At 48.3% G+C, this 19,490-nt stretch carries 17 protein-coding genes; 10 read left to right on the forward strand and 7 right to left on the reverse strand.

What is annotated here, in order from left to right; genetic code table 11:
• Positions 1–17 precede the first annotated feature (17 nt).
• Positions 18–1,274 carry a nickel pincer cofactor biosynthesis protein LarC gene (larC, locus tag IQE94_RS15855; protein ID WP_212720199.1) on the reverse strand — a complete coding sequence of 419 codons (1,257 nt, stop codon included), beginning with the start codon at positions 1,272–1,274 and terminating at the stop codon, positions 18–20.
• Between the two features lie 5 nt (positions 1,275–1,279).
• Here larC and IQE94_RS15860 point away from each other — a divergent pair, with 5 nt between their 5' ends.
• Positions 1,280–1,912, forward strand: a complete 633-nt coding sequence (locus tag IQE94_RS15860) for an L-threonylcarbamoyladenylate synthase (RefSeq protein ID WP_212720197.1) — start codon at positions 1,280–1,282, stop codon at positions 1,910–1,912.
• A 12-nt stretch (positions 1,913–1,924) separates the two neighbouring features.
• On the opposite strand, the gene ctpB is transcribed toward IQE94_RS15860, so the two are convergent.
• Positions 1,925–3,283: a carboxyl-terminal processing protease CtpB gene (gene ctpB / locus IQE94_RS15865; protein ID WP_223342286.1), complete on the reverse strand. Its 1,359-nt coding sequence runs from the start codon at positions 3,281–3,283 to the stop codon at positions 1,925–1,927.
• A gap of 294 nt (positions 3,284–3,577) precedes the next feature.
• Positions 3,578–4,087 carry a L,D-transpeptidase gene (locus IQE94_RS15870; protein WP_212720193.1) on the reverse strand — a complete coding sequence of 170 codons (510 nt, stop codon included), beginning with the start codon at positions 4,085–4,087 and terminating at the stop codon, positions 3,578–3,580.
• Positions 4,088–4,469: 382 nt separating this feature from the next.
• Between IQE94_RS15870 and IQE94_RS15875 the strand changes: the two genes are divergently transcribed.
• The 6 genes from IQE94_RS15875 (at position 4,470) to IQE94_RS15900 (ending at position 15,977) form a co-directional block, all read left to right on the forward strand.
• A complete protein-coding gene (locus tag IQE94_RS15875) occupies positions 4,470–6,206 on the forward strand; it encodes a diflavin flavoprotein (protein ID WP_212720191.1) in 1,737 nt (578 codons plus the stop codon).
• Positions 6,207–6,232: 26 nt separating this feature from the next.
• Complete coding sequence (locus tag IQE94_RS15880) at positions 6,233–6,751, forward strand: phosphate-starvation-inducible PsiE family protein (RefSeq protein ID WP_212720182.1); 519 nt, start codon at positions 6,233–6,235, stop codon at positions 6,749–6,751.
• A 49-nt stretch (positions 6,752–6,800) separates the two neighbouring features.
• Positions 6,801–8,585, forward strand: a complete 1,785-nt coding sequence (locus IQE94_RS15885) for a diflavin flavoprotein (protein WP_223342287.1) — start codon at positions 6,801–6,803, stop codon at positions 8,583–8,585.
• A 1,069-nt stretch (positions 8,586–9,654) separates the two neighbouring features.
• Complete coding sequence (locus IQE94_RS15890; protein WP_212720178.1) at positions 9,655–13,092, forward strand: PKD domain-containing protein; 3,438 nt, start codon at positions 9,655–9,657, stop codon at positions 13,090–13,092.
• A 306-nt stretch (positions 13,093–13,398) separates the two neighbouring features.
• Positions 13,399–15,294 carry a glutamine--fructose-6-phosphate transaminase (isomerizing) gene (gene glmS, locus IQE94_RS15895; protein ID WP_212720168.1) on the forward strand — a complete coding sequence of 632 codons (1,896 nt, stop codon included), beginning with the start codon at positions 13,399–13,401 and terminating at the stop codon, positions 15,292–15,294.
• A 128-nt stretch (positions 15,295–15,422) separates the two neighbouring features.
• Entirely contained in the window at positions 15,423–15,977 is a 555-nt protein-coding gene (locus IQE94_RS15900; protein ID WP_212720166.1) for a peroxiredoxin, read from the forward strand.
• Between the two features lie 36 nt (positions 15,978–16,013).
• Here the strand turns inward: IQE94_RS15900 and IQE94_RS15905 are convergent, their stop codons facing one another.
• On the reverse strand, positions 16,014–16,946 hold the full coding sequence (locus IQE94_RS15905) for an RDD family protein (protein ID WP_223342288.1): 933 nt from the start codon (positions 16,944–16,946) through the stop codon (positions 16,014–16,016).
• A gap of 34 nt (positions 16,947–16,980) precedes the next feature.
• On the opposite strand from IQE94_RS15905, the gene petN reads away from it, so the two are divergent.
• From petN to IQE94_RS15920, 3 genes are read left to right on the forward strand one after another with little or no spacing between them, the layout of a single operon-like run.
• Positions 16,981–17,070 carry a cytochrome b6-f complex subunit PetN gene (gene petN / locus IQE94_RS15910; protein ID WP_010871354.1) on the forward strand — a complete coding sequence of 30 codons (90 nt, stop codon included), beginning with the start codon at positions 16,981–16,983 and terminating at the stop codon, positions 17,068–17,070.
• 42 nt (positions 17,071–17,112) lie between these two features.
• Entirely contained in the window at positions 17,113–17,262 is a 150-nt protein-coding gene (locus IQE94_RS15915) for a hypothetical protein (RefSeq protein WP_212720164.1), read from the forward strand.
• Between the two features lie 42 nt (positions 17,263–17,304).
• Entirely contained in the window at positions 17,305–18,285 is a 981-nt protein-coding gene (locus IQE94_RS15920; RefSeq protein WP_223342289.1) for a metallophosphoesterase, read from the forward strand.
• A 138-nt stretch (positions 18,286–18,423) separates the two neighbouring features.
• On the opposite strand, the gene IQE94_RS15925 is transcribed toward IQE94_RS15920, so the two are convergent.
• From IQE94_RS15925 to IQE94_RS15935, 3 genes are all read right to left on the reverse strand, one after another.
• Positions 18,424–18,636, reverse strand: a complete 213-nt coding sequence (locus tag IQE94_RS15925) for a type II toxin-antitoxin system HicA family toxin (RefSeq protein WP_212720158.1) — start codon at positions 18,634–18,636, stop codon at positions 18,424–18,426.
• Positions 18,629–18,835: a type II toxin-antitoxin system HicB family antitoxin gene (locus tag IQE94_RS15930; protein ID WP_212720157.1), complete on the reverse strand. Its 207-nt coding sequence runs from the start codon at positions 18,833–18,835 to the stop codon at positions 18,629–18,631. The genes IQE94_RS15925 and IQE94_RS15930 overlap by 8 nt, the downstream gene beginning before the upstream one ends.
• A gap of 118 nt (positions 18,836–18,953) precedes the next feature.
• Positions 18,954–19,262, reverse strand: coding sequence for a type II toxin-antitoxin system Phd/YefM family antitoxin (locus IQE94_RS15935; RefSeq protein WP_212720156.1), 309 nt, complete (start codon positions 19,260–19,262; stop codon positions 18,954–18,956).
• Between the last annotated feature and the right edge of the window lie 228 nt (positions 19,263–19,490).

The following is a 19,490-nucleotide window of genomic DNA, read 5'->3' on the forward strand; positions in this document are numbered from 1 at the left end:
CGTCAGTCAATGTCACCTCAACCCTGGGCCGACTCTTTACTGATACTTGACCAAGCGGCGATCGCCTGTTGGTGAATTAACTGCCAAGGTTGGCCGGTAGCCTTAGCGAGGGCGGCACAATCGGCAAATTCGGGGTGGGCATTGAGAATAATTTTTGTACCGGCTTGATAACTGTAGGCCACTTTGATACGAATGGAACCATGGGCAATAACTACAGTTTGCCATTCCCGCTCCAGGGCATAGCGCTGTTGTTGGCGGACCCGGATACCAAGACTCGTGGTTTCCCGAAAGAGTAAATTGAGGCAGTGGTTTTGATTTTCGGGCGCACAGAGGACAGTGAGCAAGATGCCGGGGCGGGATTTTTTCATGGCGATCGCCTGGGTGAAAACATCGATCGCCCCCTGATGGAGCAAACTTTCCAGAAGATAACCCACGGCCTGGGGTTGGAGGTCATCCAATTGGGTTTCCAACACAGTGATAGTTTCCAGTTGCCCAAAGGGGATCTCCTTCGGCGTTTTGGCGGTCTGGGACTCCGTCCCGATCCAGAGTCGGAGGATATTGGCTGATGATAAATCTTTGCTTCCTGCCCCCAGTCCTACTTTTTGCAAATTGAACGGGGGTTTAGTGCCAAATTGATTGGCTAAAGTAACGGCAATCGCTGCTCCGGTGGGGGTTACCAATTCCCCCGTCAAACCATTGTCGTAGACTGGTACTTGGCGAGTTTCCCAGAGTCGCAACACCGCTGGCACTGGCACTGGCAAATCACCATGGGCCGCCCGCACCGTACCACTGCCCGTAGGTAAAGCAGACCAATAACATTTGTCAATGCCTAAATAATCCAGGCCTAGACAAGTACCCACAATATCAACAATGGCATCGGTGGCCCCCACTTCATGGAAATGCACTGCCTCCGGCTCTATGCCGTGTACTTCCCCTTCGGCGATCGCCAGTTGATGGAAAATGGCCAAACTCCAACGACTGACCCTAGCGGGTAAATTAGCTTTTTTGATTAATTGCTCTATTTCCGGTAAATGCCGTCCTTCATAGTGATGGCGATCGGAAGACTGGTCTGTTAAAAGCCGCACTTCCACCTTGGTAGCGGCCTGACCTTGTTTTTGCACCATACCCGCTGTCAAGCGATATTCATGACCCAAGCCGAGCAGGGCTAGTTTCTCGATCAGGTATTCTAGGGGAACCCCAGCCGACACCAAAGCCCCCAGGCACATATCACCGGAAATCCCCGTGGGACAGTCAAAATAAGCAATCAACCCCATAAACAATGGCCACCTTTTACAATCTTCATCCCGAAACCCCCCAACAGCGCACTATTGACATAATTTGCAAAAGCCTGCGCCAGGGGGCAATTATGCTTTACCCCACCGATACGGTCTATGCCATCGGTTGTGACCTCAACGATAAAAATGCTGTTCAGCGGGTGAGACAACTGAAGCAACTCTCCAATAATAAACCGTTAACGTTTCTCTGTTCGTCCCTGTCTAACATCGCTGAATATGCGGTGGTGGCGGACAATGCCTATCGCCTCATGCGCCGGTTGATCCCTGGGCCCTACACCTTCCTCCTCCCAGCCACGAAGCAAGTACCCAAGCTAGTGGTGGAGCCAAAGCGAAAAACCACCGGCATCCGGGTGCCCGATCGCCCCATTTGCCAGGAAATTCTACAAAATCTGGGTAACCCGATTATTTCCACCTCCGCTCACCTACCGGATCAAGACGAGTTTGTCATGACAGAAAAGGCGAAACTATTTGACCTGTTCGACAGATTGGTGGACATCATCATTGACGATGACCAGGAGCCTGGCTATCAAACTTCCAGCATTATTGATTTCACTGACAAAGAACCAAAGGTGGTGCGGGAAGGACTGGGTTGGGAAACTCTGCGAGATCTTTTCTAGTGTGGGATCTGATTAAAGTTGACTGGGTTCCAATAAACCTATGCCCAGGTCTTTGGCCGGCGGTAGGCCTAAGCTATGGCGATGTTGACGTAGCACAGTAATGGCCCGCTGATATTGGGGATCAACATCCGTGGCGATCAAGTCTGGATCGTTGCGAAACCGGAGCTTGGTATCGTTGGAAATGTCCAGATGGATATCGGGACTAATGCCTTTACGGTCAATGTCTGTACCACTGGGGGGGTAGTAGCGGGCAATGGTGACCGCCAAGCCTGAACCGTCGGACAAGGTGTTAACAGACTGCACCGTACCTTTCCCGTAGGTAGCAGTACCCACCACAGTGGCCCTTCCCTGTTCTTTTAATGCCCCCGCCAAAATTTCACTGGCACTGGCGGAACGTTCATTGACCAACACTACCAAGGGTAAATCCGTGAGGCTCCTGCCGTTGGCCGAAAAATGGCGATCGCCGCCCCGCCGGTCAATGGTACTAACAATCTCCCCCCGATTAAGCCAGAGGCGGGCAATGTCAATGCTAGAAAGCAACAAGCCCCCAGGGTTGCCCCGCAGGTCTAGGATGTAACCACTAATACGACTATTGTTCAGCTCCGTAATCGCCTTTTCCATTTGCTCAGCGGAATGGGAACTGAATTCGTCGAGGCGGATGTAACCTACTCGCAATTCCCCTTCTTCCTTAACGTTGTAGGTAACGGAATCAATTTCGATGTTTTCCCGTTTGAGGGTAACACTGAAAACACCGCTTTGGGGGCGAGAAAGTTGTAAGCTCAACTCACTGCCAATCTCCCCCTGGATCGCCTCCGTAGCCTGCTCTAAGGACATCAAGGCCGCCGGTTGGCCGTTAATGCGGACAATGCGATCGCCAGGACGGATACCTGCTTTCAAAGCCGGGGTGCCCCGCATCACATCCACCACCACCAGGTCACTACTGCGTTTATCCATCAACACCCGAATTCCCACACCGGAAGCTTCCCCCGCCGTCTGACTGCTGAGGATAGCAAATTCCTCCGGGGAAAGAAAGCGAGTATAGGGATCATTCAAATCTTTTAATATGCGCCCAATTTGTCGGTAGGCCTCAGCACTATCTTGATAATTGCGTCCCAATAATTCTTGGCGTTTCGATAACCAATTGGAATGGTTAAAGTCCTTATCGACAAACTGTTGATTAACTAACTGCCATACCTCATCCACCACTGCCTTAGGGCTATTGTCCAATAGGATAACGTTATCAGACACACCGGTATCCTTTTCCTTTGGAGTCGTTAATGGGGGACCGTCGGGGTTGATGACGTTGGGAGCGCTGAGGGCAGGCTTGAGGGTAGCCCCCAAACCCAAAGCAAATACTAGAGCGGCAACCAAGGGGCGAAGGCGAAGCAAATGGGGACTCATGGAAGGCAGGGTAGGGCAAAGGGAGGCAGACAAATAGTCAAGTCCGATGCAATGGGACACTGGGGCAGCGGAGGGTAGAATTTCTTGCCCAAAACGGAGGACTAAACCACTTAAGCCCAATCCTAGCAAGAAAAATCTAGTTCGTGGGCAAGATTAGGTCATCGAATCAAGCATCGTCCATTTACTCTCACCAATGGCTGGCTTCCTTGGTTTCCCTGGGGACACTGGATGGCGTTACAAACAAATCCCAGGCTAAGGTACTGCTCAAGGATGAATAACCACAGGGGTTTTCACCTCCGACCAGTTAAACAACCACTTGGCATGATCAACCGCTAGATTGATACAACCATGGCTAACGGGGGTACCGAAATTCCTATGCCAGTAAGCTCCATGAATTGCGTAGCCCCCACTGTAATATTGGGCATAGGGAACATCATCAATATCGTAATCTTGCCCTCTCATGCGATCAATACTTCGTTTACTTTGAATAGCAAATATGCCTGGAATTGTCGGGGTACCCTTCTTGCCCGTAGAAATAATTACGGCATAGACAGGCTTGCTTCCTTCCCAAGCAATCAAGCGCTGTGTCGAGAGATTGACTTCAATCCAATGTTCCCCAGATTTTTTCAGGATAGCCATTTTCTGATTGAGGGTATCTTGGTAGGTTTGGGCAACCACAACAGGAACAAAAAAATTAACTGCAACTACTTCCGTGGCAAGAATCCCCGCCACCACCAACCCACTCCCTCCCCATCGGACAAGGGAAGATAACATGGATGATAATCCTACTACTGATGCGTTATTACTCTTATTTTAAGCGATTTTTTCTAAAACCGCCCAGAAAGAACAAATCAACCATCGTTTGAGGCAGGCGATCGCCGGGACTAGTCCTATCTCTCTCCTTGAAAACAAACACTACGAACTTTTGCAAGTTAACTATATGGCGAGAGCAACGGGATAGACGAAGAGGAATGGGCTCCGCTGACATTAACCCAAGCATAGAGCCCCTTGATAGATTAGATTGACTGATTGACTAAAAGCTGAAATATAAGAATATCTAATTTTTTCATTTAGATATTGACATTTTACAGAATCCTATATCCACAGCACCATAGAAGACAGCAGCGAACTTGCTTGAAAATCCACAAAGTTTTCTATGGTTACCCTAATTGATTCTCCGACATCTGCTGCTGTCCAGCCCCGCTTAACACTCCAAACCGCGGACATCGCAGCCAATACCACAGCGATTCGTTGCCTTGACTGGGATCGGGATCGCTTTGATATTGAGTTTGAGTTGGACCATGGCACCACCTACAACTCGTTTTTGGTTCGAGGGGAAAAAACGGCCCTAATTGATACTTCCCATCGCAAGTTTGAGGCCGTTTATTTACAACAGTTGCAGGATCTAATTGACCTAAAAAGCCTCGACTATTTGATTGTTAATCACACAGAACCTGACCACAGTGGGCTGATTCCGGAACTCCTGGACCTGGCCCCCCAGGTGACAGTGGTTGGCTCCAAGGTGGCGATCCAATTCCTGGAAAAGCTGGTGCACCGGTCTTTTGAGTCACGGATTGTTAAAAGTGGTCACAGTCTAGATTTGGGGCAAGGCCATGAGTTGGAATTTATTTCAGCACCCAACTTGCACTGGCCCGATACGATTTTGACCTATGACGCTGGTACCCAGGTGCTCTACACCTGCGACGTTTTCGGCATGCATTATTGTGATGATTCACTTTTGGATCAAACACCAGAACGGCTTGAACCTGATTTTCAGTATTATTACAACTGCTTGATGGGGCCGAATGCCCGCTCAGTGTTGATGGCCTTGAAACGGATTGCGCCCTTGCAAGTTGATCTAGTGGCAACGGGCCATGGGCCACTATTGCAGCATCACATTTCCCATTGGATTGGACAATACGATGCCTGGAGTCAAAACCAGGTCAAGGCTCAGACTTTTGTGGTCCTCTTTTATATGGATGGGTATGGGGTGAGCCATCGCCTGGTGCGGGCCATTGCCGATGGCATTAGTAAAACCGGTGTGGCCATCGAGTTGGTCGATCTAAGTGTGGCGGATACCCAGGAAGTCCGCACCCTGGCCCAATGTGCGGCAGGCTTGGTACTTGGCATGCCTCCCCAATCTTCCACATCAACGAGCCTAGATCCTTTGCTGGGCACCATTTTAGCTGCGGTACATCCCAAACAGGTGATCGGCCTTTTTGAGACCGGAGGGGGACAGGATGAGCCCATTTATCCCCTCCGCAATCGGTTCCAGGAATTAGGTTTGCTGGAAGCCTTTGAGCCGATTTTGCTCAAGACGGAACCAACGGCGGCCACTGATCAGTTTTGCCGTGAGGCGGGCACCGACCTGGGCCAGTACCTCACCCAAAGTCAATCTCGACCGGCAGACACAGCCCTCGATCCAGAACTAAACCAGGCGATCGGTCGGCTCAGCACTGGACTGTATATTTTGACGGCCCAAAAGGGGGATGTACGGAGTGCCATGCTGGCTTCCTGGGTGATCCAAGGTAGTTTTGAACCCCTTGGCATTGTGATTGCAGTGGCCAAAGAACGGGCGATCGAATCATTGCTCCATCCCGGCGATACTTTTGTGCTTAATGTGCTGGAAGAGGACAACTATCAAAGCTTGATGCGGCATTTCCTGTTGCGTTTTCCCCCCGGGGCAGATCGGTTTGCTGGAATTAATACCTATCCGGCCCAGAACGGTTCTCCGATTTTATTGGAAACCCTAGCTTATCTGGAATGTGAGGTTACTTCCCGTCTTGATGGCAATGACCATTGGTTGATCTACAGCACCGTACAAACCGGGCGGATTGCCAAATTGAATGCACTGACTGCCACCCACCACCGCAAACTGGGCAACCACTACTAAATTCACCTTCTACCTGGGATTTTCTCATGCAACTCCTCTCAACCAATTCGGATTCGGACGCCAAGCCTACTCTCCTCTATTTCAGTCGCGCCGTTGTTGTTCGTCTACTGGAAACGGTACAGGACTTCATTGTGATTTCGCTTTGCGTTGGCCTGTTCAGTTTCATGGTGATGCAGTTAAGGGAAATGTTTGTGTCCCTTTTTCCCCCATTAGATTTTCCCCGGGTCACCGCCGACATTTTATTCCTGCTGATTTTAGTGGAGCTATTTCGGTTGCTGATTATTTATCTGCAGGAACACCGGGTTTCCATAGGAGTTGCAGTGGAAGTCTCAATTGTTTCAGTTTTACGGGAAATTATTGTGCGGGGCGTTCTAGAAGTGCCCTGGGAGCAAGTGCTGGCAGCTTGTTCGTTTCTGCTCATTCTTGGTGCCTTGCTCGTAGTAAGGGTTTGGTTACCCCCTACCTTTGAAGGGGTCGATCCTGAACGGGAAATCTCCCGCCGCCATCAAATCCTCAAGTCTGGTAAGGCTTCCTCCTCAATTTGATTATCTTGACCATCCTCACTCCATGTCATCTTTATCTGAGGTTAAACCTATGATTTCTTCAATTAGTGGTCCCCCACAAGCTTTGGATACTGGGTCAGATTTAATTTCCGTTGCTTCCCTGCCTCGGGATATTCAGGTTGCAGAGATTGCCCCCCAAACCCGAGTGTTACGGTCTCGCCTCTGGGATCGACTCAAATTTGAGGTGGAATATGGTCGCCGTCGGGGCACTACGTCTAATTCCTATCTGATTCAGGGCGATTACACGGCACTGATTGATCCCCCAGGAGAGTCATTTTGCGACCTGTATCTATCGGAATTGCCAAACCATTTAGATTTAGTCCAGCTTGACTACATAGTCACTAGCCATGTTAATCCCAATCGCATGGTTACCCTAGAGAAATTACTGCGCCGGGCACCAAAGGCCAAACTTGTTTGTTCTCGCCCCGCAGTGAAAGTGCTTAAGGCCACCTTTCCCGATTGGGAACAACGATTTCAAACCGTGCGGTCCCAGGAAATCCTCAATTTGGGCCAGGGCCATGTGCTCCAATTGATGACTGTGCCGACCCCCCGTTGGCCTGATGGTTTGTGTACCTACGATTTAGCTACCCAAATCCTTTTCAGTGACAAGTTGTTTGGCACCCATGTTTGTGGTGATGCAATTTTTGATGAGGACTGGCGACAATTAAGCGGCGATCGCCGTTTTTACTTTGATTGTTTGCACGCCCCCCAAATCAAACAGGTCGAAACGGCCCTGGATCAGTTTGATCCGTTAAGTCTGCAGATGATCGCTCCTGGCCATGGCCCCCTGGTTCGTTTTAGCCTCAGTCGTCTGTACGATGATTATCGCCAATGGTGTCAGCAACAACCCCGCCAGACCCTCAAAGTTGCATTGATCTATGCTTCCGCCTATGGCAATACCGCCACCATGGCCCAGGCGATCGCCAAAGGATTAATTAAAGCCGGTGTCGCCGTCGAAACAATTAACTGTGAAATCGCCGAAACAGACGAAATTGTCGATGCGATTCAAGCCTGTGATGGTTTTATCCTCGGTTCTCCTACCCTAGGGAGCCATGCCCCCGTACAAATCCAAACGGCATTGGGTATTGTTTTATCCTCCGCAACCAAAACCAAACTAGCTGGGGTCTTTGGCTCCTATGGCTGGAGTGGTGAAGCGATTGACTTGATCGAAACCAAATTAAAAGATGGGGGCTACCGCTTCGGCTTTGAAACGATTCGCATCCAATTCAGCCCTGATCCCGATACCCTACATGCTTGCACAACCTCTGGCGCAAATTTCGCCCGACAACTGCGTACACGCAAGCGGCAGAGGGTTGCCCGTCAGGCCACCACCGAAACCCAGGCTGACCGCACCCAGCAAGCAGTGGGACGTATTATCGGCTCCATTGGCGTGGTCACAACCCAGTTGAACGGCCGACATCAAGGTATTTTGACCTCCTGGGTTTCCCAAGCCAGCTTCACTCCCGCCGGCATTATGCTAACAATTCCAACCCAATGTGATGCCTACGGTCTAGCTCAGCAAAATACCACTTTTGTACTTAACCTCTTGCAAGAGGGACGGAGTGTGCGGCGTCATTTTGACCCCCAACCTCTTCCGGAAGATGAGGATAACCCCTTCACCGTGTTGGAACATTATTCGGCCCAGAATGGCTGCCTGATTTTAGCGGAAGCGTTGGCTTATCTTGAATGCCGAGTCCAATCCTGGTCAGATACCGGCGATCATGTTCTGATTTACGCAACGGTTCAGGCTGGACAGGTCCTACAATCCAACGGCATCACCGCCATGCGGCATCGTAAATCGGGGGGACAATATTAAAGCTGTAGTCTTGTGGATTAACTTCCAATGAGTCGGTGACTAAGGGCCTATTTTTTAAAAGAGTCTTAAAATTGCTGGAGCCCTTATGGGACGAGTATTGGGTCTATTTAATAGTTTGGTCACTCCAGACTCCGAAGTCCTCCTGATGGGCTGTGGGCCCATAGGATCAGCTCCCATTGTCCTTAGCTTAGGTTTCTAAATTTGGTTATCGACTTTATTAATGGCATCGACCACTCCAACTATGCAGAGTTAATTGGTTGGTGTAATAAAAATATTTAGCCAATTGGTTTTAGCGGCAAGCTTTCGCCTTAAATAAACTAGTGAATCTACTGAACTTTTTGTCGAATATGTTTCCATAGTTCCCCGCATACAGTGTTTCTTCGCTTGTTGAGCAACATTTAATTTTTTTATATTAAATGCATATTAAATATGCTGAATTTTAATATCAGTATCCAAAAGCAAATATTAAAAAGCTTTGATTCTCTAAATTCAGCTATCCGACAAGCAATGAACCCCTAACTGTTACCGCGAGGTTGACACCATGGACTCCCTATCCGATCCCCTGCAATCGTTTTTAGACTTGGAGTTTGGGCTGAGGTTTTTATGGCCAAAAGAGAACCGGGTAGCCACCGCTGAAATCGTTATGTCTCCCCTCTCCACCGCCCTGAGATCTTTTCTGAACTTGGGGTTTGTAGAGACTATTCTGGAACAGAATCAGAGCCAACTAGTCGCCGCCGATGTCGTTGCTTCTCCGATCACCATCTCCAATTGGAATGAAGGAAATTTTAGAAATTTTCTGGCTTGGATTGGGCCAATATTTCCCCTAGAATTGACAGTTGCGCTTATAAAGTTGTCTAATGAAAACTCTATTTTTCATTTAGTTCCATTGCCAGATGTTCAGCCATTTAATGAACCCAGTCCCCTCTTATCCGAAGAAAGTGGAATCAATGGTGAATTTGAGCTTGCCGCAATCTCTTTGTTCAATCGGGACGGATGGCTAGGAGAATCATCAAACCCATCCCACCTTTTGGCCAATTCCTCGGCTTCTTGCGCCTGTCCAGCCTGTGCGATGTTGATCACCGAAGCTCCGGTTGGTTACCAGGATGGCGCAGCGTCAATCCCGCCCGTATCCTTTGATAAAACCTTTAAACTCCACAGTAATCCTTTTGCCAACCACACAATCTATCTAGATTTTGATGGTTATTTTATTGCCAGTTCCCAGTGGGAAAACGGAGGAGCCCTCCAGCTTCAGCCTTACTACAGTGGAAACACATTTACCGATGCCAATAAAGAAGAAGTCCAGAAAATATGGCAACGGGTTGCAGAAGATTTCGCGCCCTTTAATGTCAACGTTACCACCGAAGAACCCAATACAGAAGATTTGAAAAAGTCAGGCAGTGGGGACCAACGGTGGGGAATTCGCGTTGCCATGACCAGTAATTTAAACCTTGTTACAGGAAAAGCCATTACCAATGCAGGAGGCGGAGGCACAGCCTACTACAACAGTTTCAACTGGGCTACAGATGAGGTGGCACTAGTTTTTAACCAAGGAGAATATGCCGGTGCGGAAACCGTTAGCCATGAAGTGGGACATACCCTCAATCTCCGCCATGACGGAGGTAGCTATGGTAGCAATTCTAGCTATTATGAGGGTCATGGTTCCGGCGCAACGAGCTGGGGCACGATTATGGGGGCACCTTTTATCAACGCCGATGAGAATGTTACCCAATGGAGCAAGGGTGAATACATAGGCGCTAACAATACAGAAGATGATCTCGCCATCATCACCAGCAATGGCTTTAGCTACCGAGTCGATGATTACGGCAACACCTTGGCTTCTGCCTTTGAGTTAACCAGTACCGATATTAGTATATTTGGGATTATTGAGCGCACAAGCGATATCGATTGGTTTAAGTTTGTCACTGGAGTCGGAAACGTTAATTTCAATATCAACAATGCCTCTCGCGCTTATATCGCTAATGGGGAAGGCACCTACACTACAGAATATTTGACTCCCCGTGGTCCGAATTTAGACATCTTCGCCAAATTGTTCGATGCCTCCGGTACCCTGCTTGTCCAAAATAATCCTTCAGATTTACTCACCGCAAGTCTGAACTATACGATTACAACGGCTGGTACCTATTATTTGTCAATTGACGGAGTCGGTGTTGGTAATCCTTTCGCCAATCCCCCCTCTGGATATACTGAATACGCCAGTCTCGGCCAGTATTTCATCACAGGAAGTTTTGTTCAGCCCACTGCCAGTCCCGCAATTCTTGTTTCACCAACATCGGGGTTGACGACAACGGAAGCAGGAGGACAGGCAAGCTTCACCGTAGTCCTGGCAACTCAGCCCTCCGCTAATGTCACCATTGGAGTTAGTAGTAGCAATACTAATGAGGGAACGGTCAATATAAACACCTTGACGTTCACAAGCGCGAACTGGAATGTTCCCCAAACTGTTACGATTACGGGGCTAGATGACAATGTGGACGATGATAACGTCCCCTACACCATTGTTCTAGCTCCCGCCAGCTCCACTGACCCCGGTTATAGTGGTCTAGATCCAACCAACGTAACCATTACCAATCAAGATAATGACACTGCTGGTGTTTGGATTAGCAGTCTCAGCGCCAATAACACCACTGAAGATGGGGGAACGGTGACCTTTACGGTCCGTCTCACCTCTAGACCGACCGCCAATGTTACTCTGCCCATTAGCTCTAGCGACACATCAGAAGGGATAGTTAATGCTTCTTCCCTTGTTTTTACCAGTGTTAATTGGAATACTCCCCAGATTGTAACGGTAACAGGTGTTAACGATGGGCAAAGTGATGGTAACGTGTCGTACTCCATTGTGACAGGTACGGTATCTAGCGCTGACAACAAGTACAACGGTTTGAATCCTGATGATATTGCCCTAGTTAATGACGATAACGAACCCATTCCAGTAACCATCTTCTCGGATAGTTTTGAAGTCTCGGAGTGGAATGGTCTATGGATCGAAGATAGTCAAAACGATTGGTTCCGCTCTACCCAAAGGGCCCGGGATGGTTCCCGTTCGGCAGAAGTGGATGGGACGGCGAATAACGCGACCCTAACTATTGCCCAACCCCTTAACCTCACTGCTTACAGCAATGCTACCCTCTCGTTCTCTTGGTTCATCGAAAGTAACTGGGATAGTGGCGAATACATTGCCCTTGATTTTTGGAATGGCAGTAGCTGGCAAGAGCAACAACGTTTAGCCGGCAATATCAGTCCGGAGAATGTTTGGCAGGATGTTTCCATCAATGTACCAATCTTAAGTAACTTCCAATTCCGCTTCCGGGCTACCGTCAGTAGTAGTACCGAAGACGGTAACGTCGATAAAGTTAAAATTACTGCCCTGCCTGCCGGGCAAAATACCCTTCCCCAAGCTTTTATTACTGGCAATACCTCGGTTAACGAAGGAACAATTTTAGTTTTGTCGGGGGCTAACTCCACCGATAGTGATGGCTCAATTACTCGCTATGACTGGGATTTTGACGGTGACGGTCAATATGACGATGCGACAGGCTCCAGTGTCAACTTCGTAACACCTAATAGTGGCATTGCTACCGTTGGATTACAAGTTACAGATAATCTTTGGGGTACAGCAAAGGCCAGCCAGAGCATTACCATCAACAACATTGCCCCGATCGCCAACGCGGGTATTTCGCAGACAGGTTTTATCAACGTTCCCTTTGTCCTCTCCGGTGTAAATTCCACCGATCCAGGGAATGACATTATGACCTATGCCTGGGATTTGGATGCCGATGGCCAGTACGATGATGGGACTGGTGTTGACACAATCTTTATTCCAACTCAGCCTGGCATCTATACCATTGGTCTTCAAGTTACCGATGCCGATGGCGCTTCCTCGACGGACACCACAACCATCACAGTTCAAGATAAGCCGTCGGAACATCTACTGTTCTACGACAGCTTTGAGATATCGGAATGGAATGGGAACTGGATTGAGGATAATCAGAATGATTGGTTTCGCTCTACCCAAAGGGCCCGAGATGGCTCTCGTTCAGCAGAGGTAGATGGACTAGCTAATAATGCTACTCTGACTATGGCTAAACCACTCAATTTAGCTAATTATAGTAGCGCTGTCCTCACCTTTTCCTGGTTCATTGAGGGAAATTGGGACTATGGCGAATACATTGCCCTAGACCTTTTTAACGGCAGTAACTGGACAGAGGTCAAACGTTTATCGGGTAATGTCGATCCGGAAAATAGTTGGCAAGATGTTTCCCTAGCTCTGCCTCTAAGTAATAGTTTCAATTTAAGGTTTCGGGCCACTGTTAGTAGTAGCCTTGAAGACGGCAACATTGATAATGTTCGCATTGTTGGACTAGGCAGTGGCACTGCGGCTTCAGCCTACGGTTTGAACCTGGAAACACCGGAGACACGGCTGTTTTCTCCCATGGACTCCTATGGGCAGGTCTTAGCAATGGGAGTGGATGGCCTATATCCCAGCTAAATAAATCTTTGGCTTTGCTCCGAATTAATGCTTGCCCACCCTTGCTGAAGTTAAATGAAGTGAACTAGTAAACTTCTTAACTCATCAGAATGTGGGCCGTTGTCCGTGCCATAGGCCAGCAATCAATACAATCCCATCTGATGTCGATGTTGGAAGCATAGTCTGCCACTGTTCTAAGTCGTTATCAGGAGTGCATTGCCGTGGCCAGCCAAATTCCATGGAGTGGGACAGATTTGTCACTGGGCAGAAGGAAAAAGCTAAACTGGAGGGCAATTTGATCATTTTCACTATCATTGGGGAATCTCCATGTGTGGCATTGTTGGTTACATCGGCACCCAAACGGCGGTAAATATCCTCATTGAAGGGCTAGAACGCTTGGAATACAGAGGTTATGACTCCGCTGGTATTGCTACGGTCACCGAAGAAAAAATTGAGTCGGTGCGGGCCAAGGGCAAACTGTTTAACCTCAAGGAGAAGCTAGAAAACCACAGCAACTTTTCCCGCCTTGGTATTGGGCACACCCGTTGGGCCACCCACGGTAAACCAGAGGAACATAACGCCCACCCCCACCTGGATAACCAGCAACGCATCGCCGTTGTGCAAAATGGCATCATTGAAAATTACCAAACCCTGAGGGATCAGTTAAAGGAAAAGGGTTATCAGTTTTATTCGGAAACTGACACTGAGGTCATTCCGATTTTAATCGCCGATATTCTCAAGGATTTGCCTGACGATGACCCAGACGAAGCCTTGCTGGAAGCCATTGGTAAGGCTGTACACCAGCTCGATGGGGCCTTTGCGATCGCCGTGTTGGATGCCCATTGCCCTGAACAGTTAATTGTGGCCCGACAGCAAGCCCCGTTAATTTTGGGATTTGGCCAGGGGGAATTTTTCTGTGCGTCCGATGTGACTGCCCTAGTGCCCCACACCAATACGGTACTGTCGTTGGAGAATGGGGAAATTGCCAGATTAACGCCCCTGGGGGTAGAAGTTTATGATTTCCAACTCAAAAGGCTGCGGAAACTGCCCCGTACCCTAGACTGGAGCGCTACCACCGTCGAAAAACAGGGCTTTCGGCACTTTATGCTCAAGGAAATTTACGAGCAACCGGCCGTTGTCCGCACTTGTTTGGCAACTTATCTAAATGAACAATGGCGGGCCGCCGACCATCCTAGCCATAGCCCTGTATTCCTGGGTTTAGACCCCCAGTTGACCAAAAATCTGCAACACATTCAAATTTTGGCCTGTGGCACCAGTTGGCATGCCGGGCTGGTGGGGAAATATTTACTCGAACAATTGGCCGGCATTCCCACCACAGTGCATTACGCTTCGGAATTTCGCTATGCTGCCCCTCCTCTAACGCCCCATACCCTCACCATTGGCGTAACTCAGTCGGGGGAAACGGCTGATACTTTGGCGGCATTAGAAATGGAAAAACAGCGGCGCCTCACTTTGGAAGACGACTATAAACCCCTAATTTTGGGGATTACCAACCGTCCCGAAAGTACCTTGGCCACTATGGTTAATGAAATTATCAATACCCATGCCGGCATTGAAATTGGGGTGGCGGCCACTAAAACCTTTGTAGCCCAAGTGTTAGCCTTTTATTTCCTAGCTTTGGACATCGCCTTTCAGCGGCACAGTCTGAGCCTGGAGGCCATAGAACACATTATGGTGGGTCTACGACAATTGCCCGCCCAGATTGAAACTATTTTGGAACAGCAGGGTAGTGCCATTGAAGCCCTAGCCCATGAATTTGCCGAAACCCAGGACTTTATTTTTCTTGGTCGGGGCATTAACTTTCCCATTGCCTTGGAAGGGGCCCTCAAGCTAAAGGAAATTAGCTATATCCATGCGGAAGGTTACCCGGCTGGGGAAATGAAACACGGCCCTATTGCCCTTTTGGATGCCAAAGTCCCAGTGGTGGCGATCGCTATGCCGGGGTCAGTCCATGACAAGGTAATTTCCAATGCCCAGGAAGCTAAAGCCAGGGATGCTAGGTTAATCGGGGTTACTCCAATGGACGACAACCAAGCCCGTTCCGTGTTTGATGATTTATTGCTGGTGCCCCACGTGGAAGAAATGCTTTCTCCGATTGTGGCGGTGATTCCCTTGCAACTTTTGGCCTATCACATTGCCGCCCGCCGAGGCTTAGACGTGGACCAACCCCGTAATTTGGCCAAGTCCGTCACCGTGGAGTAGGTCACAAACTCTAGGTGATTAGTTGATGTCAGCGGAGCTCTGCTCTCAGAAAAAAGCTGTGGAACAATGGCAGGTAAATTCATTTATGTTCACCGGTAAATCCGTGTCGCAACTTCAAAACATCCCCTATGACAAGCAAAAAATTTTCCTGGCAAAAAACAATTATTGCCTTACTCTTGACCCTAGGTTTATGGCTAGGATTGGCTGATTTGCCCAGCTATGCCCTTGGGGGAACTCAACCAGAGTTGGGCCGACCCGCGCCCCTGTTCACCCTGCCCAGCAACACTGGCGAAGGGGAAATTAATTTGGCTGATTACCGAGGTCAATGGGTAGTTTTATATTTTTATCCCCAAGACTTTACCCCCGGCTGTACCTTGGAAGCCCAGCGTTTCCAGCGGGATTTGACCAAATACCAAGCCCTCAATGCCCAGGTAATCGGGGTGAGTGTGGACGATTTGGATTCCCATGCAGCTTTTTGCGATGCAGAGGGGCTTAAGTTTCCCCTGTTGGCAGACTCCGATGGAGCGGTAATTAAAGCCTATGGCTCTTGGCTGAGTGGCATGGCCCTACGACATACCTACGTCATCGATCCCGATGGTATTTTGCGGGAAAGATTTCTGGGAGTGAGACCCGCCAACCACAGCGAAGAAGTTTTGGCCCGCCTGGCAGAATTGCAAGCCTAGGCGATCGCTATTTTTTTTCAACAAATTTCCAGGGTTTTAAAACTCAAGACTTTCCTTAGTCAGGACCGTTTGGCGGTCTTGACAGGCCAGGTAAACTGCCTCTAACAAAACTTCGGGGGGAGTATCGGCTAGGGGCACCGTGAGATGCAAGCGGTCTTGTATCTGTTGGGCTAGCCTTGCCTCTGTCTGTTGCCTGGCCTTGGGCAGCAAATCCCCCCGTCGGAGTAGATAATCCCGGATCACGAACCAGTGGTCTGCTGTAATTCTTTCTAACTCTGACGATTGGTTTAATTGGGCCGCTAAAGCTTTTGCCGCTTCCGGTTGTTGAAGCTGTAGGCGATCACCTCTTTGGTCTCGACTTTCTCGAATCACCAGGGTGTCAGCCAATAAATCTCCAATGCGTTTTTCTTGCCGGCCAAAAATGATCATCAGAGCGCCAATGTAGAGAAAATCATCAATGGGGCGAAACAGAGCCCGTAAACTAGCTTCCTGTAGCCCCACTGGTCGCCCATCTCCCCGGATTACACGAATTTTGGCCCGAAGTTTACCGGGGGTTTGTCCCTGCCATAGGGTTTCAAAAAAGACAAAATAGCCCACATAAACTGCAAAAATCAGAAAAATTTGGATTGCCGTCAACCACAGTTGCCAGTCGTCGGATACATAGAGGGAAAGATTGTAGGCCAGTACCGCCCAAATAATCAAAAGTACAAAGATAATGGTTCCCAGGCAGATATAGTCAATCAACACCGCATAAAGGCGATTGCCAATGCCGGCCAGAGTAAATTCCAATTCGACACTTTCGGGGGTTTCCACCTGGTAATGGTTGAACAGGGCCATGGTTTCTAGGTTGAATGGAAAGGAGGGGAGAAAATGGAGCAACGGCGGCTTAATGGCAGATTGATCGGGCAGTGCTGTCCCCGACACAAGCTTTAAAATTTTGCCCGATCGCCGTAAGATAAAGGCTGACAAAGCTCGTTTTTATCGGCGTATTTAACAAAAGACTATGGACATTTTGACATTAGGTTGGGTAAGCGTGTTGGTTCTGTTCACCTGGTCCATCAGCATGGTGGTGTGGGGTCGGAACGGCTTCTAGGGAAAACCTCAGATTTGCTGCCGTTTAAGAGCTTTTGATACCGTGGAAGCAACTCCTACTCCTGTTCTCAACACCCTTTTCTTAGCGGCCCTGGTGATGCTAGTGCTAGTCAGTGGGGGCATTCTCTACCTGACCACCTTGGAATGGCGCGATCGCCGTCGTCAGGACCGGGATAAGAAAATGAGCCGCTAAATTCATTTTGTCGAATTGGCGGACATAACCATTGTGATAGCCATGGGTTTTTCCCGTCTGTCGGTGATCGGGTTGTTTTTAGCCCTGGTTGCCGTAACTTTTTTACTAATTGCCAACTTTAACCAAAATCCAGACCCGGTTAGTCTGGCCAACGATGCCCCGGCCCAAAGCTCGTCCCCTGGGTTGGTTATAGTGGCGGCTGGTGATATTGCCTGTGCTCCAGAAGATCCGGGCTTTAATAACGGTTTAGGCACAGCAGAACGCTGCCAGATGGCTGCCACTGCTAATTTGGTTGCTAGTGCTAATCCCGATCTCGTTTTACCCCTGGGGGATAACCAGTACGAGCGGGGAGAATTGGCCAATTACCAAGATTCCTACCAACCCACCTGGGGAAAATTCGACATCATTAGTAAACCCGTCGCTGGAAACCACGAATATTACGGCCTTGATAAAAATGCCTCCGATTACTTCGATTATTTCGGCCCCGTAGCCGGCGATCGTCAAAAGGGTTATTACAGCTATGACCAAGGGGATTGGCATTTTATTGCCCTCAATTCCAACTGTGAATACATTGGCGGTTGCGAAATGGGATCAGCTCAACAGCAATGGCTCAAGCAAGATTTAGCCCAAAACAATAAAGCTTGTATCCTGGCCTATTGGCACCATCCCCGTTATTCTTCGGGTGTGCATGGTAACCAACCGCAAATGGGCGATCTGTGGCAGACTCTCTACGACGGTGGTGCGGAATTAGTGCTATCAGGCCATGACCATCTCTACGAAAGGTTTGCTCCCCAAAATACCCAGGGTGAATTGGATCGGGAAAAGGGGTTGAGGCAATTTGTAATTGGCACCGGCGGCAAAAGTCTTTATCCTTTCAAAACCGTGCGCCCCAACAGTGAAGTTCAGGCCATGGGGGTTTATGGAGTACTGAAAATGGAACTCCAACCCGACGGTTACCGCTGGCAATTTCTGGCCGCTAATACTGACGAATTTCAAGATCAGGGGGAAAGTCCCTGTCATTAGGTGATTTGATTGTCTTTCTACCGAATCAGGATACTGTCATCTGTCAGTTCACTATCATGGGCAAGAATAGGCGATCGCTGAAGGTTGACAGCCCACAGTAGCCAATCCTATGGATCGATGTTCCGGCTATAAGTACAACTAAAGTAACTTTTTAAAATCTTCAATGCTCATACCAGAACCTTTGACAATTGCTCCCATTGTATAGGCATTAATCGGGTTAGCTCGCGGAATAATGAGGATCTTGTCACCATCAGTCATAGTAATATGTTTTCCTTGTCTGATAATGCGAAATCCAACTTTTTCAAAAGCTTTAATTGCTCTAAGATGATTTACTCCCGAAAGACTAGGCATGATTTAATTCGATTTCAATATAACAGGACTCAATATCGTGATTCAGTTCCTCTAAAACTTCTAAATAGGACTTAATTGCATCTTGAATATTTGCCAAAGCTTCCTCTCTGGTTTCTCCCTGGGAAGCACAGCCTGGCAGACTAGGACACCAAACCGCATAACCTTCCTCACTTTCTTTAAGTTTGATTTGGTATTTCATAATTATTACCTAAAAATTATCATTGTTTAGTTTTTATTTGTTTGTTTAAAGCTAAATTATAATTAGTCTGCAAACTCATCCAAATAGGCTTTTTTAATTAAAATGACTTCCCACACTATTACAATCCCAACTCTGTCGCATTAACCCATTCCTCCCGTGAACTATGAATCGCTTGATGAACTGAATCCACATAGCCAGGAATAGAGTTAAGGTAAATTGTGTCTTGAATAGCGGCCCAATATTCTTTCAACAGTATAACCACCTCATTTTGGCTACCCTTAACCGTAATTGGCTGATGATCTTCAGCAATTTTGTTAATGAGATTATCAAAGTTTTGTTCTACTTCTGGCAATGATAAATACTCCATAGCCAATCCTGGTGTTAACGGTACATCCCCAATTATATGAGATGACATTAAGTCTAACAAGGTTGTGTTAGGCGTAGCCGTAAAGCACCACAGAGCTGGGTTTTAATGCGTCATGTACTTGCTAGCTAACGCACCCTAAACTGTGTTTCAGGCAGATCAGACGAAAGATTAGCGCAGGAGCATCCGGAGGAGAGTTTTCCCTGTAGTCCTTTATCTCCCATACTTGTCCATTAGAATCTTTGAAGAGTTTATAGTCAGCTGGCTCAACTCTTCTGTTCCCAAGTCTTA

It is taken from the genome of Synechocystis sp. PCC 7339, assembly GCF_019924095.1.
Classification (GTDB): domain Bacteria; phylum Cyanobacteriota; class Cyanobacteriia; order Cyanobacteriales; family Microcystaceae; genus Synechocystis.